We start from the raw sequence: 16200 nt of genomic DNA on the forward strand, positions 1-16200 counted from the left end.
GCCAGGGATGGGCGCTCTGTCTATTTTAGGTACTATGCAACAGCGAACAGTTGCTGGTCAGCTTTCGCTTCCAACTGCGCCAGCGCGGGAATCAATTGGCTGATGTTGACCAGACTGTGTCCTAACTGGCATATGCTCTCATACGCAAAATGTTCCTGACCTTCACCCGCCATGGTCAGCAGGCTTTCGCCCATAAAATTCAGCGTCTGGTACAACCCTGCCAGCGCCTCTTCACAGCCAAACGATAGCGCCAGATTTTCTTCAGTAGTGAGATGGCTACAATCAAGATGGCGGAACGCCTCGGCGAGTGAGAAATAAAGTAGATCGGCCTGTGAAATGAGAGAATAGCGGACATTAAAATGGGGATAAAACGTAGTTAGTCATGCCATCAGCAGGTAATATGACGATACGCAAAAAGTACGCCATCAATTGCTAAATCATCGCGTCTAAGAAGGTTTGGGAGAGTTCAATGTCTTCAGCGTTTCAGCATCGATTCATTCTGACTGGTGGCCCAGGGTCAGGCAAAAGCACGATAATTGATACGATTATAAAACGAGGGTTTTGGTGTTCTAAAGAAGCTGGAAGAGGTGTGATCCAAGACCAGGCTAACATCGGCGGCGATGCATTACCGTGGGCCAACCAGACTGCATTTGCAGATCTGATGCTATCCTGGGAAATGCGTTCGTGGCATGAAGCGGAAGGGCATACACAACCCTGCTTCTTTGATCGTGGTGTTCCTGATGTTGTAGGTTATTTACGTCTTTCTGAACTTACCATACCGAGGCATCTGGAAAACGCCATCGAGAAATTTCGCTATAACCGAATCGTATTTATTGCACCACCCTGGCGTGAAATATATGTACAGGACACAGAGCGCAAACAATCTTTCGATGTTGCCATCGCGACATATCACGCAATGGTAAAAACATACCGTATGTATGACTATCAGTTGATTGAATTACCATGTGTTTCTGTAGAAGAGCGAGTGGATTTTATTCTTTCCAGGATAAAACCCTGCTAAGACGGCAACTACGTGTAGTGGTGAATCACCATGCATGAATCTGTCATATTCTAGTGGACATATAGCTTCCGCTCCTGGCACAAAGCCCTCCCAATCCCCTATCATCGATTCTCGTATCAACCGCAGCATCCTGAAAAACTACGTATTATTGCGAGACACTTTCCTGTTTCCTCCAGCAAGCATTTCCCCTTACTCCCCATTTTTTTACTCTCTAGTCTCAACTTGTCAATTCATAATGTAGTTTATAAAATACATGGAACGTCATCATGGAAATTCTTCAGACAATGGTTTTCCGGCTTGGGAGCAAAACCTACGGGACAGGAGAGCTAAAACGCTAATTGCCACACGCCTTTTTCGTCTGGCTAATGGTTTAGCTGGTGATGTTAAACCTGTTGGGGAATGCTCGCCCGTTCACTGGATTATCAGGAGGTCTTCCGCCATGAATAAACTTGCTCACTACGATCCCGCGACTGCGCTGGTTGATGATGAAGAAATTGCCGTGTTTATGGCCGATGCCCTCGAAACAGGCGATGCAGCATACATTGCAAAAGCACTGGGCGTGGTAGCTCGCGCTAAGGGAATGGCGAACATTGCGGCAGAAACGGGATTATCCCGCGAGCAGCTTTATCGCTCTTTTAGTGAGAAAGGTAACCCGACGCTGAAAACCACCCTTGCAGTGATGAAGGTACTCGGCATTGAATTGACACTTAAAAAATAGCCTCAGCTTCTATCTTCCCCTTCCAACATCGTGAGCCATATCAGTAAGGCGTTTGGCTGATAGTGGTAGCATTAGCGCGGTTTGTAATTTTCTGATTACATGGAGAAATGATGGAACTGCTTTTATTGAGTAACTCGACGCTGCCGGGCAAAGGCTGGATGGAACATGCGCTGCCGCTGATTGCTGAACAACTGAATGGTCGCCGTACGGCGGTGTTTATTCCGTTCGCTGGCGTGACGCAAACCTGGGATGAGTACACGGCGAAAACGGCAGCCATCTTTGCGCCAATGGGCGTCAACGTTACGGGTATTCATACCGTTGCCGACCCGATTGCCGCTATTGAAAACGCAGAGCTGGTGATTGTCGGCGGGGGTAATACCTTCCAGTTACTGAAAGAAAGCCGCGAACGCGGACTGCTGGCGCCGATTGTGGATGTCGTCAAACGCGGTGCGCTGTACATCGGCTGGAGCGCAGGTTCCAACCTTGCCTGCCAGACCATCCGCACTACCAACGACATGCCGATTGTCGATCCAAAAGGTTTTGATGCCCTGGGTCTGTTCCCGCTGCAGATTAACCCACATTTCACCAACGCGCTGCCGGAAGGCCACAAAGGCGAAACGCGTGAACAGCGTATTCGCGAGCTGCTGGTTGTGGCGCCAGAGCTGACGGTGATTGGCCTGCCGGAAGGGAACTGGATTAAGGTAAGTAACGGTCAATCCGTGCTCGGCGGCCCGAACACCACGTATATCTTTAAAGCGGGTGAAGAAGCGGTTGCCGTTGAAGCGGGCCACTGCTTTTAGTTGATTTGTTGTCTGATGCCGGATGGCGGCTTCGCTTTATCCGGCCTATAACTGTATGCCTGATAAGCGCAGCGCCATCAGGCAGTTCAGCGCACATTGCCGGATGCGGCGTAAACGCCTTATCCGGCCTACCGGACTGCGCCACCGGGCAACATTTCACCTGTCCTCGTTAGTACTCACGCTCATCGTCTTCATCCGGCTGTTCCAGCACGCTATAGGCTACAGAGCAAAACAGCGAGTTCAGACGCTGCATATCGCCCAACAGCGCCAGGTGCAAGGAGCTGGTCTCGATGCTCTGCACATTCTGCTGATGCAGACGGTCAACGTGCGCATGCGAATAACGACGGTTGAGAATACGGAAGCGGTGCTTGCTGCGGCGCAGACGACGGGCACTGGTCACATCTCCTGAGAAGAACACCGACATCGCCAGCTGCAGATTGCTGAGCAACTGATCGTAGAGCGCATCCAGTTCTTTTAACCCTTCGACGGAAAATGCCCGCCGCGCCGCCAGCGACTTATCGGCTATCTCACTGCCCATACGTTCGACAATATCGGAAGCCTGCTCAAGGTTGAGCGACATTTCGATAATCTCTGCCCAACGGCGCGATTCCTCTTCCGCCAGCTCATCCTTTGGCATCCGCGCCAGATAGAGCTTAATTGCCGTGTACAGCACGTTAATATCATCCGCCATCCTGCGCAGCTCTTTCTCTTCACGCGGTTCGCCGTGCATTACCTTTTTCAACCCGTCCATCATCTGCTCCATCGCGTCACCGATACGCAGGGCTTCGCGGGCGGCATTAGCCAGAGCGAGCGTCGGCGTATCCAGCGCGCTAACGTCCAGATGCTTGGGCTTCAGATGTGCATCCAGCTCCGGCTCATCGCGGATGATGCGCTTACAAAAACGCGCCATCGGTTCGGCGAACGGCACCATCGCCACACAGCGCACCAGGTTGTAGAAGACGTGGAAGTAGATAACCAGTTCAGATTTCGGCAGCGGCAGTTCATCCATCAGATTGGCCAGCGGATGAACAAATGGCAGGATAATCAGGCTCCCCACCAGCTTAAACAGCAGGCTGCCGAGCGCCACGCGACGGGCAGCAGCATTCGCAGCACTGTTGTTGAGCATCGCCAACAGGCCGGAGCCGAGGTTGGCACCAATCACCAGACACAACGCCACCGGAAACGAGATAATACCTGCCGCGGTCAGCGTGGCCGTCAGCAGCACCGCCGCCAGACTGGAGTAACTGATAATCGCAAACATGGCGCCAATCAGCGCATCGAGCATAATATCGCCGGTGAGCGAGGCAAAAATAACCTGTACACCATTAGCCTGGGTGATCGGCGTTACCGCCTGCACAATCAGCTCCAGCGCCAGCAAAATCAACCCCAGCCCAATACCGACCCGCCCCAGTTGCCCCACGCGGGACTGCTTACGCCCGAGAAAGAAGATCACGCCGATAAAAATCAGCAGTGGTGACAGCCAGGAGAGATCGAAGGTCAGGATACGCGCCATCAGCGCGGTCCCCACGTCGGCGCCGAGCACTATGACCAGCGCAGGGGTAAGCGCCACGAGATCTTGTGCAACAAACGAGGTCACCAGCATGGTGGTGGCGTTGCTGCTTTGCACCAGCGCCGTTACGCCGATACCCGCACAAAAGGCGAGCGGCTTCTTTTCAACACTACGGCTGAGCACGGTACGCAAACGGGCGCCGAAGACGCGCATCACGCCGGTACGCACAATATGCGTACCCCAAACCAGCATCGCGACGGCAGAAAGCAGGTGTAACAGAGTTAACACGGAATCAGGTTCTCCTTATTTTTATGGTTTTTTGAGGCTCATTTGCCTGATGGCGCTGCGCTTATCAGGCCTACAAATCATCCCTATGTAGGCCGGATAAGGCGTTTACGCCGCCATCCGGCAACGGCCCCCTTTCAGTATAAGGGTTTAAACGTAATAAAGAGACAGGGCACTCATTGAGCGCCCTGTTTGTTGTAAAGAAAGATGACAGTTTTGTGAATCAGTCGGCGTCATAGCCGAGGTTCGGCGCTAACCAGCGCTCCACTTCCGCCACGCTCATCCCTTTACGGAAGGCATAATCTTCAACCTGATCGCGCTGGATTTGCGCCACGGCGTAGTACTTGCTGTCCGGATGACTGAAATACCAGCCGGAAACCGACGCGCCTGGCCACATGGCGAAGGATTCGGTGAGCTTCATCCCGGTGTGCGCTTCCACATCCAGCAGTTCCCAGATGGTGGCCTTTTCAGTGTGTTCCGGGCACGCCGGATAGCCCGGCGCCGGGCGAATCCCCTGGTAGTTTTCGCGGATCAGCTCCTCGTTACTGAGGTTCTCATTCGCCGCATAGCCCCAGTAAACTTTACGCACGCGCTCATGCAGATACTCCGCGAATGCTTCCGCCAGACGGTCAGCGATCGCTTTCACCATGATCTTATTGTAGTCGTCATGCTGGGCTTCAAAGGCGTCCGCCAGCGCATCTTCCTCAAGACCACCAGTAACCGCGAAAGCACCGATGTAATCCGCTTTGCCGCTCAGTTTCGGCGCAACAAAGTCAGACAGGCAGTAGTTGGCGAAACCGACTTTTTCCGTCTGCTGGCGCAGATGATGGCTCACGTTGATGACGTGCGTACGCGTCTCGTCACGGTAAATCTCGATGTCGTCACCCACGCGGTTGGCCGGGAATAACCCCACCACGCCACGCGGATTCAGGGTCTTCTCGGTGCTGAGTTTATCCAGCATGTCGTTAGCGTCTTTGAACAGGCGCTTCGCCTCTTCTCCTACTACCTCATCTTCGAGAATGCGCGGGTACTTCCCGGCCAGCGACCAGGTCATAAAGAACGGCGTCCAGTCGATGTAATTGCGCAGAGTTTCGATGCTGGCTTCCACTTCCTGCACGCCCAGACGGTGCGCCACCGGCGGGGTGTAGTTTTCCCAGTCGAAGGCCAGATCGTTGTCGCGGGCAGCCTGTAACGTTACTGGCGGGGTACGCGGTTTCTTACGCGCATGCTGGATACGCACGGTTTCGTACTCTTTACGCGTACGGGCGACAAAGTCATCGCGCTGGGTGTCAGAGAGCAGCGCAGCCACCACGCCAACAGTACGCGAGGCGTTCTGCACGTACACCGTCGGGCCGCTGTAGTTCTGCTCAATTTTCACCGCCGTGTGCGCTTTTGAGGTGGTCGCGCCGCCAATCAGCAGCGGAATAGTGAATCCCTGACGCTCCATCTCTTTCGCCACGTTGACCATTTCGTCCAGCGATGGGGTAATCAGCCCGGAAAGGCCAATCAGATCGGCATTCACTTCACGCGCCGTTCTGAGGATTTTCTCCGCGGGCACCATCACGCCAAGATCGACGATTTCGTAGTTGTTACATTGCAGCACCACGCCGACAATGTTTTTGCCGATATCGTGCACATCGCCCTTCACGGTCGCGATGACCATTTTGCCGTTGCTGGAGCCTTTCTCTTTGCTGGCCTCAATGTACGGTTCGAGGTACGCCACCGCCTGCTTCATCACGCGGGCGGATTTCACCACCTGCGGCAGGAACATTTTGCCCTCGCCAAACAGATCGCCAACGACGTTCATGCCGTCCATCAGCGGTCCTTCAATAACTTCGATCGGACGCGCAGCCTGCTGGCGCGCTTCCTCGGTATCCAGCTCAATAAACTCGGTAATGCCTTTCACCAGCGAATATTCGAGGCGCTTTTTCACGTCCCAGGTGCGCCATTCCGCCATCTGGGCATTCGCCGTGTCGTCGGTTTTACTGCCGCGATATTTCTCTGCCAGCTCCAGCAGTCGTTCGGTGCCATCGTCACGACGGTTGAGGATCACATCTTCAACCGCATCGCGCAGCTCGGCGGGCAAGTCGTCGTAAATAGCCAGCTGTCCGGCGTTGACGATCCCCATGTCCATGCCGTTGCGAATGGCGTAGTAGAGGAATACCGCGTGAATGGCTTCACGTACCGGGTCGTTGCCACGGAACGAGAATGAAACGTTAGAAACGCCGCCGGAGATCAGCGCGTGCGGCAGTTCGCGTTTGATGTCTTCACACGCGCCGATAAAGTCCTGCGCGTAATTGTTGTGCTCATCAATACCGGTCGCGACAGCAAAGATGTTCGGGTCGAAGATGATGTCTTCCGGCGGAAAGCCCACCTCTTCGGTAAGAATCTTGTACGCCCGACGACAGATTTCGATTTTACGTGCGCGGGTGTCGGCCTGCCCTTGCTCGTCAAAGGCCATCACCACCACCGCGGCACCGTAGCGACGCAGCAGCTTCGCGTGATGGATAAAGGTCTCAACCCCCTCTTTCATCGAGATGGAGTTAACGATGCCTTTACCCTGAATGCACTTCAGCCCTTTCTCGATAACGTCCCATTTCGAGGAGTCGATCATAATCGGCACGCGGGCGATATCCGGCTCACCGGCGATCAGGTTGAGAAAACGCACCATTGCCGCTTCGGCGTCGAGCATCCCCTCATCCATGTTGATATCGATGATCTGCGCGCCGCTTTCCACCTGCTGACGGGCGACGTCCAGCGCTTCGCTGTATTTCTCTTCTTTGATCAGGCGTTTAAACTTGGCAGAACCGGTGACGTTGGTACGCTCGCCGACGTTCACAAACAGGCTGTCGTCGCCGATGTTCAGCGGCTCAAGGCCGGAAAGGCGGCAGGCAACCGGGATTTCCGGCAAGCGGCGCGGCGGTAAGCCATTCACTGCGCGGCTCATGGCGGCGATATGTTCCGGCGTGGTGCCGCAGCAGCCGCCGACGATATTCAGGAAACCGGCCTCAGCCCACTCGCGAATCTGCGCCGCCATGGTGTCGGCGTCGAGATCGTATTCACCAAAGGCGTTCGGCAGACCGGCGTTCGGGTGCGCGGTGACGTAGCATTCAGCAATGCGCGACAGTTCCTGCACGTACTGGCGCAGCTCGTCCGGGCCTAACGCGCAGTTCAGACCGAAGGTCAGCGCATCGGCGTGGCGCAGGGAGTTGTAGAATGCTTCGGTAGTCTGGCCGGAGAGCGTACGCCCGGAAGCATCGGTGATGGTGCCGGAGAGCATAATCGGCAGCTCAACGCCCAGCGCTTCGAATTCGGTTTTAACCGCGAAAATAGCGGCTTTGGCGTTCAGAGTATCGAAGACGGTTTCAATCAGGATCAGGTCACTGCCGCCTTCCACCAGCGCTTTGGTAGATTCACGGTAGGCGGCCACCAGTTGATCAAAGGTAATGTTGCGGTAAGCCGGGTCGTTAACATCAGGCGAGATAGACGCCGTACGGTTCGTTGGGCCGAGCACGCCCGCGACGTAGCGCGGTTTTTCCGGCGTGCGCGCCGTCCATTCGTCAGCCGCCGCACGCGCCAGTTTGGCTGCCGCAAAGTTGATTTCCGCCGACAGGGATTCCATCTGGTAATCCGCCATGGCGATAGTCGTCGAGTTAAAGGTGTTGGTTTCGATGATATCCGCGCCCGCCTCAAAGTAGGCGTTATGGATGGCGGCGATGACCTCCGGTTTGCTGAGCACCAACAAGTCGTTGTTACCTTTCAGATCGCACGGCCAGTCGGCAAAGCGTTCGCCGCGGAAATCCTCTTCGCTCAGACGATATCCCTGGATCATGGTGCCCATACCGCCGTCCAGCACCAGAATACGTTCATTTAACTGCTGACGTAATTGTTCTACTTTGCTGCTCACACTCGCTCCCGACAACGCTCAACCAGACCGAAAAAACTCAACAGGTCATACTGGCACAAACCTGAGAGGCGGAAAAGAGAACAACGGCCAACATGAGACATGTTCAGCTTCACTCATCCGATCAGTACAGGAATTCTTGCATTATAATTTAATAAAACGAAAATGATTTCCACGATACAGAAAAGGAGTCTGCCATGGTAGCCACTGTCCCCGCGAAACGCGGTAGAAAACCCGCCGCCGCTACTGCGCCTGCAACCGGGCAGGTTCAGTCTCTGACCCGCGGCCTGAAGCTGCTGGAGTGGATTGCGGAATCCAACGGCAGCGTGGCGCTGACCGAGCTGGCTCAGCAGGCCGGCCTGCCAAACTCCACGACTCACCGTTTGCTGACCACCATGCAGCAGCAGGGTTTTGTCCGTCAGGTGGGTGAATTAGGCCACTGGGCCGTAGGTGCGCATGCGTTCATCGTAGGCAGCAGCTTTTTGCAAAGCCGTAATCTGCTGGCAATTGTGCATCCGATCCTGCGCAAGCTGATGGAAGACTCCGGTGAGACGGTAAACCTCGCCGTGCTGGATCAAAGCGACCATCAGGCCATTATTATCGACCAGGTGCAGTGCACCCAGCTGATGCGCATGTCCGCGCCTATCGGCGGCAAGCTGCCGATGCACGCCTCCGGTGCGGGTAAGGCGTTTTTATCCCAACTGAGCGAAGAACAAGTGACTGGCCTGCTGCACCGTAAAGGCCTGCATGCTTATACACACGCCACGCTGGTGTCGCCAGTGCATCTGAAAGAGGATTTGGCCCAGACGCGCAAGCGCGGCTATTCCTTTGATGATGAGGAACATGCGCTGGGTCTGCGCTGCGTGGCGTCGTGCATTTATGACGAGCACCGCGAGCCGTTCGCTGCGATTTCCATTTCCGGACCCATTTCGCGTATTACCGACGATCGCGTGACCGAGTTTGGCGCCATGGCGATCAAAGCGGCGAAAGAAGTAACGCTGGCGTACGGCGGATTTCGCTAAGATGGGGTTGCCGGGTGGCGGCTACGCCTTACCCGGCCTGCTATCCAGGGTTAGGGCAGATTTGTAGGCCTGATAAGCGTAGCGCATCAGGCCCGGCGCACATTGCCGGATGGCGGCGCAAGTGCCTTATCCGGCCTACGGTCGGTTTCATAACGCACGCTGAACCGCTGCCGACGTCGGTAGGCGTAAACATCTTCCACGTGACCGTTTTTGATGCGCGTCTGTAGGCCGCGCCAGTAGTCAGCGCTGAACAGGTCAGCGTGCATCTCTTCAAATAGCGGCCCTATACGCGGGTCGGCACATAGCCAGTGACGAAATTCTTCCGGGAAGACATCTCCCGGCGATACGCTGTACCACGGCTCAGCGCTCATCTCATCTTCCGGGTAGCGTGGCGGCGGGATATGGCGGAAATTCACCTCCGTCATGTAGCAGATTTCATCGTAATCGTAGAACACCACACGCCCGTGACGGGTCACGCCGAAGTTCTTAAATAGCATATCACCGGGGAAAATATTGGCGGCGGCCAGCTGACGAATGGCGTTGCCGTACTCTTCAATGGCATCGCGCAGTTGCTGGCCTTCAACCTGCTCCAGCCAGATATTCAGCGGCACCATCCGTCGTTCAATATACAGATGGCGAATGACAATCTGATCGCCGAGATCGGTAATTTTTTCCGGGGCTTCCTGCAATAACAGCGCCATCAGCGCCGGATCGATTTGCCGTTTCTCCAGCACAAAATTCTCGAATTCCTGGGTGTCAGCCATCCGCCCAACACGATCGTGTTCTTTGACCAGTTGATAGCAGGCGCGGACGTGGGCGGCAGACATCTCTTTTTGCGGGGCAAATTTGTCTTTGATGATTTTAAACACCCGGTCAAAACCCGGCAACGTAAACACCAACATCACCATGCCGCGGATCCCCGGCGCTTCAATAAACTGCTCATCGCAATGGGCAAGATAGAGCAGATATTCGCGGTAACTTTCGGTCTTCGCGTGTTTCTGACAGCCAATCGCCATGTACAGTTCGGCGGTGGTTTTACCGGGCAGGATCTCGCGCAGCCACTCCACCAGCGCCGCGGGCAAAGGAGCGTAAACCATAAAATAGGAGCGGGCGAAGCCAAACACAATGCTTGCCTCCGCCGTCGTGGTCAGACAGGTATCGACAAACAATTCGCCTTCATCAGTCCGGTGGATTGGCAGTAAAAACGGTAGCGTCCCAGAAGGAGTAATCAGCTTACCGACCAGCCAGGCGGCCTTGTTGCGATAAAACAGTTCGTTCGCCACCTGTAAATGGCAGCCCGACAACACATCCGCTCCCAGGGTTTCGGTCAGGTGTTCGATGATGTAGTGGATATCACGATGTTTGTTCTGCCACGGCAGACGCAGGGGCAGATCGCTAAGGACGCGTGTCAGCAGCCACTCCCAGCCGGTATCCGGAAAAAAGTCTTTCGCCAGCGGACGTGGGATCGTGCGAAAACGGCGCTCTGGCTGAGAACTGAAAATAAACAGCCGCTCGGGAGTCAGCGAGCGGTGGTCAAATAACCGACAGTAAACGGAGTTAAAGAAACTCTCCGCAATCTCGAAGCGCGGGTAATCCGGCAGTAGCCGGGTGTAATGCTCTTTCACGCGAAGTAAAAAATCCGCGTCGGTACTTTTGCCGTCAGTAATGCAGCGCAACTGCTCCACCACCAGACCCACGTGATGATCGTAAAGGTGAATACGGCTTTTCATCGCCTGCTGAACCGCATGCCAGTCGGCATGTTCAAAACGCTGCTGCGCGCCGGAGGTGACTTCCAGAAAACGCCCGTACTGGGCGTCGAAACCTTGCAAGATAGTCTGAGCAATCAGTAATTCCAGGCCACGCGTCATCAATGTCTCCCATCCGGCACAACGTCATGCCGGATGGCGCGTTCGCTTATCCGGCCTACATCCCTTCGTAGGCCCGGTAAGCGCAGCGCCACCGGGCATTAATCAAAACTGCGATTCTTCGGTCGAGCCGGTCAGCGCGGTCACCGAGGAGGCTCCGCCCTGAATGATGGTGGTGACTTTGTCGAAGTAACCTGTGCCCACTTCCTGCTGATGGGAGACGAAGGTGTAACCGTCTTTAGCTGCCGCAAATTCTGGCTGCTGAACCTTCTCAACATAGTGGCGCATGCCTTCACCCTGCGCATAGGAGTGCGCGAGGTCGAACATGTTGAACCACATGCTGTGGATACCCGCCAGGGTAATGAACTGGTATTTGTAACCCATATCCGACAGCTGCTGCTGGAAGCTGGCGATAGTTTTGTCATCCAGGTTTTTCTGCCAGTTAAACGACGGCGAACAGTTGTAAGCCAGCAGTTTGCCAGGGTATTTCGCGTGGATCGCATCGGCAAAGCGCTTCGCCAGCTCAAGGTCCGGCGTGGAGGTTTCACACCACACCAGATCCGCATACGGTGCGTAGGCCAGACCACGGCTGATCGCCTGCTCAATACCTGCATGCGTACGGTAGAACCCTTCGCTGGTACGTTCGCCAGTGATGAACTCGCTGTCGTATGGGTCGCAATCAGACGTAATCAGATCGGCTGCGTCGGCATCGGTACGTGCAATCACCAGCGTCGGCACACCCATGACGTCGGCTGCCAGACGGGCGGCCACCAGTTTCTGGATAGCTTCCTGCGTCGGAACCAGCACTTTGCCGCCCATGTGACCACATTTTTTCACCGATGCGAGCTGATCTTCGAAGTGAACGGCCGCTGCACCAGCCTCAATCATCGATTTCATCAGTTCAAACGCGTTCAGTACGCCGCCAAACCCTGCTTCCGCATCGGCAACGATCGGCAGGAAGTAATCGACATAGCGAGGATCGTTCGGCTCAATACCGGTTGACCATTGGATCTGATCGGCGCGACGGAATGTGTTGTTGATCCGATCAACCACCGCCGGGACGGAGTTCGCCGGATACAGCGATTGGTCCGGGTACATGCTGGATGCCAGGTTGGCATCTGCCGCCACCTGCCAGCCTGAAAGGTAGACCGCTTCAATACCGGCTTTCGCCTGCTGCAGCGCCTGACCGCCGGTCAGCGCGCCGAGGCTGTTGATATAACCTTTCTTCGATTCGCCGTGCAGCAGACGCCACATTTTCGCCGCGCCAAGCTGCGCCAGCGTGCATTCCGGGTTGACCGAGCCACGTAATTTCACCACTTCCTCCGCGCTATATGGACGGGTGATGCCTTCCCAGCGCGGTTGAGTCCATTCTTTCTGTAATTCTTCGATTTGTTGAGTACGGGTTTTCATGTGCAGATGCTCCATATTGTTATGTGGTGAATTACGCCAGCAGGCGGTAGCCTGGCAGGGTCAAGAAATCGATCAGTTCATCAGAGGTAGTGATTTGCTCCATCAGGCGCGCGGCATCGTCAAAACGCCCGCTGCTGTAGCGGTGTTCGCCCAGCTCGTCCTGAATCACCAGCATCTCTTCGGCCAGCATCTGACGGAACAGCGGTTTGGTAACCGGCTTGCCGTTGCTGAGCGTCTTCTCGTGGTGGATCCACTGCCAGATGGAGGTACGGGAGATTTCAGCGGTAGCCGCGTCTTCCATCAGACCGTAAATCGGTACGCAGCCGTTACCGGAGATCCACGCTTCGATGTACTGCACCGCGACACGGATATTGGCGCGCATGCCTTCTTCAGTACGCTCACCTTCACAAGGTGCCAGCAGTTGCTCTGCGGTAATCGGGGCATCTTCTTCACGGGTCACGAACAGCTGATTTTTGTTTTCACCGAGTACGTCGTTGAACACCGCCATGGCGGTATCTGCCAGTCCCGGATGGGCAATCCATGTGCCGTCATGACCGTTATTTGCTTCCAGTGCTTTGTCCGCTTTTACCTTGGTCAAAACCTGGTTGTTACGTTCCGCATCTTTGCTGGGAATGAACGCTGCCATGCCGCCCATCGCGAATGCGCCACGTTTATGACAGGTTTTAATCAGCAGACGCGAATAGGCGCTGAGGAATGGTTTATCCATCGTCACCACCTGACGGTCCGGCAGCACGCGATCCGGATGGTTCTTCAGCGTTTTGATATAGCTAAAAATGTAGTCCCAACGACCGCAGTTCAGACCCACAATGTGGTCACGCAGGGCGTGCAGAATTTCGTCCATCTGGAAGACGGCAGGCAGCGTTTCAATCAGCAGGGTCGCTTTAATGGTGCCGCGCGGCAGGTTAAAGCGGTCCTCTGCATAGCTGAACACTTCGCTCCACCATGCCGCTTCTTGCCAGGCCTGCGTTTTTGGCAGATAGAAATAAGGGCCGCTGCCTTTCGCCAGCAACGTTTTGTAGTTGTGGAAGAAATAGAGGGCAAAGTCGAACAGGCTGCCCGGGATAGATTCGCCACGCCAGGTGACGTGTTTTTCCGGCAGATGCAGACCACGAACGCGACATACCAACAGAGCCGGATTAGGCTTGAGCTGATAAATTTTACCCGCTTCGTTGGTGTAGCTAATGGTGCCATTGACCGCATCGCGCAGGTTGATCTGCCCGTCGATAACTTTGCTCCACTCAGGAGCCAGTGAATCTTCGAAGTCAGCCATAAAGACTTTGACGTTCGCGTTCAGCGCGTTGATGACCATCTTGCGCTCAACGGGTCCGGTGATCTCTACGCGGCGATCCAGTAAATCATCAGGAATTCCGCGAATTTTCCAGTTACCTTCACGAATAGAAGCTGTTTCCGAAATAAAATCAGGCAACTTACCGTCATCAATATCCTGCTGCTGCTGGATACGTGCAGCCAGAAGTTTATTCCGCTTTGGCGTAAATCTTGTCACCAGCTCAGTCAGAAACTCCACTGCTTCAGCAGTCAGAATTTGCTGTTCCTGTTCGCCACGCGGCCTGGTGAAGACCAGTTCATCGGTTGTCGTTGCCTGTTGATTCATTGCGTAGTTCCTCGTCATTGATCCAAACACATCCCCAATGCGAACGAAGGATCGTTGTGCGCTTTTCGTTCAGCACAACTAAGACTACTCATTTAAATTTCAAAATCAAAAACAATTTCCATTTTTAATTTAATTATCAATTAACTTATTGATAACAATATAAATAAAATTTAATTACACGATGAGGTGCGTTTCGGAAATAAAAAAGGCACCCGAAGGTGCCTGATTCAATATGCTGAAACGCTTAAGGATCGTCTGCTACAGAAGATTAATCCAGCGTTGGATTCATGTGACGCAGATCATATGGCGTGATCTGGTAGACGTAATAGTTGAGCCAGTTGGTAAACAACAAATTACCGTGGCTACGCCAGGTTGCCCGCGGTTTGTTTTGCGGGTCATCTTTCGGGAAATAGTTATAGGGTACTTCCGGCGATAAGCCCGCTTCGACATCACGAAAATATTCGCTGCCGAGTGTATGGTCGTCATACTCAGGATGACCCGTCACGAAGGCGATACGTTTGTCTTTGCTGGCAAACAGGTAGGCATCTCCCTCTTCGGTTTCAGCAAAGATCTCGAGATCGGTGTAGTCGCGGATAAGCGCTGCAGGGAAATCAGCATAGCGGGAATGCGGGGCCAGGAACGCATCATCGAATCCACGCGTCAGTAGCGCATGAGGGTGCAGAATACGGTGCTCATAGACGCCTGAGAGTTTATCCGTGCGGGTTTGCTTAGGAATTCCGTACAGGATATTCAACGCGGCCTGCACCGCCCAACAGACAAATAGCGTCGAGGTAACGTGATCTTTGGCCCATTCAAGCACTTGTTTAATCTGAGGCCAGTAAGCCACATCATTAAATTCAACCAGGCCCAACGGCGCGCCGGTCACGATCAATCCGTCAAAGTTCTGATCGCAGATATCCTCGAAATTACAGTAGAAGTTATTCAGATGCTCCGTTGGGGTGTTGCGTGACTCGCGGGCATCGATGCGCAATAGCTGAACATCAACCTGCAGCGGTGAGTTAGACAGTAAGCGCAGGAACTGGTTTTCCGTTTCAATCTTCTTGGGCATCAGGTTGAGGATGAGCACCTTCAGTGGACGAATTTCCTGACCGGAAGCGCGGGATGTCGTCATCACGAAGACGTTTTCCTCACGCAAAAAATTGACGGCGGGTAGCTCGTCCTGCACGCGAATTGGCATAACCTGATAACCTCACAACATACGTTTAAACGTTTAGACATCCAGATAGCTGAAGATACCCAGGAATCATGCGAATGTCGAGCCTGCATCCTCAAGTTGAGAAAGTTTCACGGCTCCTTGCTGTAGAATAGTGCAGTAAAGAAAAAAAGGAGAATGCTATGAACCTTACCATTCGTCGTTCGCGTCAGGACGAAGGAGATAAGTTAGTTTCTATTTGGTGTCGCTCAGTAGATGCCACGCACCATTTCCTCTCTGCGGATTATCGGATTGAGCTGGAGGAGCTGGTACGTTCATTTTTACCAGAAGCCCCTCTGTGGGTTGCAGTGACAGAACAGGATGAGCCCGTCGCTTTTATGCTCCTGACCGACCAGCATATTGATGCTTTGTTTGTCGATCCGGATGTGCGTGGTAGTGGTGTTGGTAAACTGCTGATTGAACATGCTTTATCAATGAGTTCAACGCTAACAACCAACGTTAACGAGCAGAATGAGCAGGCGGTTGGATTCTATAAGAAGATGGGATTTAGCGTGACGGGACGTACAGAGGTGGACGATCTCGGACGACCGTACCCGTTACTCAACCTCGTACGCGGGTAGCAGGACTAGCTTTTGTAGGCCGGATAAGGCGATACGCCGCATCCGGCAGTGTGCAGACGTGTTGCCTGATGCGCTGCGCTTATCAGGCCTACAAAATACATTCAGCCCTGCCTCTGTAGGCCGGATAAGGCGGCACGCCGCATCCGGCGGTTTTCATTCCGCACAGACGCAAAAAAGCCCATCCGTCAGGATGGGCTTCTTCACTTTATTTGATGCCTGGCAGTTCCCTACTCTCGCA

The 16200-nt window shown here is 54.2% G+C and carries 12 protein-coding genes; 5 read left to right on the forward strand and 7 right to left on the reverse strand.

All coding sequences use genetic code 11. The annotated features are described in order from the left end of the window. Window positions 1-32 precede the first annotated feature (32 nt). Complete coding sequence (locus OGY10_RS01310; protein ID WP_234103517.1) at window positions 33-215, reverse strand: hypothetical protein; 183 nt, start codon at window positions 213-215, stop codon at window positions 33-35. Between the two features lie 254 nt (window positions 216-469). On the opposite strand from OGY10_RS01310, the gene OGY10_RS01315 reads away from it, so the two are divergent. From OGY10_RS01315 to pepE, 3 genes are all read left to right on the forward strand, one after another. After that, window positions 470-1021 (forward strand): AAA family ATPase, encoded by a 552-nt coding sequence (locus OGY10_RS01315; protein ID WP_286576074.1) that lies wholly within the window; start codon window positions 470-472, stop codon window positions 1019-1021. A gap of 439 nt (window positions 1022-1460) precedes the next feature. Further along, complete coding sequence (locus tag OGY10_RS01320; RefSeq protein ID WP_008786890.1) at window positions 1461-1739, forward strand: addiction module antidote protein; 279 nt, start codon at window positions 1461-1463, stop codon at window positions 1737-1739. A 110-nt stretch (window positions 1740-1849) separates the two neighbouring features. Next, window positions 1850-2539 carry a dipeptidase PepE gene (gene pepE / locus OGY10_RS01325; protein WP_032942056.1) on the forward strand — a complete coding sequence of 230 codons (690 nt, stop codon included), beginning with the start codon at window positions 1850-1852 and terminating at the stop codon, window positions 2537-2539. A gap of 169 nt (window positions 2540-2708) precedes the next feature. On the opposite strand, the gene OGY10_RS01330 is transcribed toward pepE, so the two are convergent. Together OGY10_RS01330 and metH are read right to left on the reverse strand one after the other, a co-directional pair. Further along, on the reverse strand, window positions 2709-4337 hold the full coding sequence (locus OGY10_RS01330) for a Na/Pi cotransporter family protein (protein ID WP_063941208.1): 1629 nt from the start codon (window positions 4335-4337) through the stop codon (window positions 2709-2711). 220 nt (window positions 4338-4557) lie between these two features. Next, window positions 4558-8241, reverse strand: coding sequence for a methionine synthase (gene metH / locus OGY10_RS01335; protein ID WP_100271657.1), 3684 nt, complete (start codon window positions 8239-8241; stop codon window positions 4558-4560). A 194-nt stretch (window positions 8242-8435) separates the two neighbouring features. Here metH and iclR point away from each other — a divergent pair, with 194 nt between their 5' ends. Continuing rightward, window positions 8436-9260, forward strand: a complete 825-nt coding sequence (gene iclR, locus OGY10_RS01340) for a glyoxylate bypass operon transcriptional repressor IclR (RefSeq protein WP_003826510.1) — start codon at window positions 8436-8438, stop codon at window positions 9258-9260. 86 nt (window positions 9261-9346) lie between these two features. Here the strand turns inward: iclR and aceK are convergent, their stop codons facing one another. The 4 genes from aceK to metA form a co-directional block, all read right to left on the reverse strand. Then, on the reverse strand, window positions 9347-11128 hold the full coding sequence (gene aceK, locus OGY10_RS01345; protein WP_003826508.1) for a bifunctional isocitrate dehydrogenase kinase/phosphatase: 1782 nt from the start codon (window positions 11126-11128) through the stop codon (window positions 9347-9349). A gap of 102 nt (window positions 11129-11230) precedes the next feature. Beyond that, a complete protein-coding gene (aceA, locus tag OGY10_RS01350) occupies window positions 11231-12535 on the reverse strand; it encodes an isocitrate lyase (RefSeq protein WP_003826506.1) in 1305 nt (434 codons plus the stop codon). Window positions 12536-12566: 31 nt separating this feature from the next. Next, window positions 12567-14168 (reverse strand): malate synthase A, encoded by a 1602-nt coding sequence (gene aceB / locus OGY10_RS01355; protein ID WP_032942053.1) that lies wholly within the window; start codon window positions 14166-14168, stop codon window positions 12567-12569. Window positions 14169-14436: 268 nt separating this feature from the next. After that, window positions 14437-15366 carry a homoserine O-acetyltransferase MetA gene (metA, locus tag OGY10_RS01360; RefSeq protein WP_191226541.1) on the reverse strand — a complete coding sequence of 310 codons (930 nt, stop codon included), beginning with the start codon at window positions 15364-15366 and terminating at the stop codon, window positions 14437-14439. A 158-nt stretch (window positions 15367-15524) separates the two neighbouring features. Between metA and OGY10_RS01365 the strand changes: the two genes are divergently transcribed. Next, window positions 15525-15962 (forward strand): acetyltransferase, encoded by a 438-nt coding sequence (locus OGY10_RS01365; RefSeq protein WP_003826501.1) that lies wholly within the window; start codon window positions 15525-15527, stop codon window positions 15960-15962. Window positions 15963-16200: the final 238 nt, after the last annotated feature.

It is taken from the genome of Citrobacter sp. Cpo148 (genome assembly GCF_030332375.1).
Classification (GTDB): Bacteria; Pseudomonadota; Gammaproteobacteria; order Enterobacterales; family Enterobacteriaceae; genus Citrobacter; species Citrobacter portucalensis.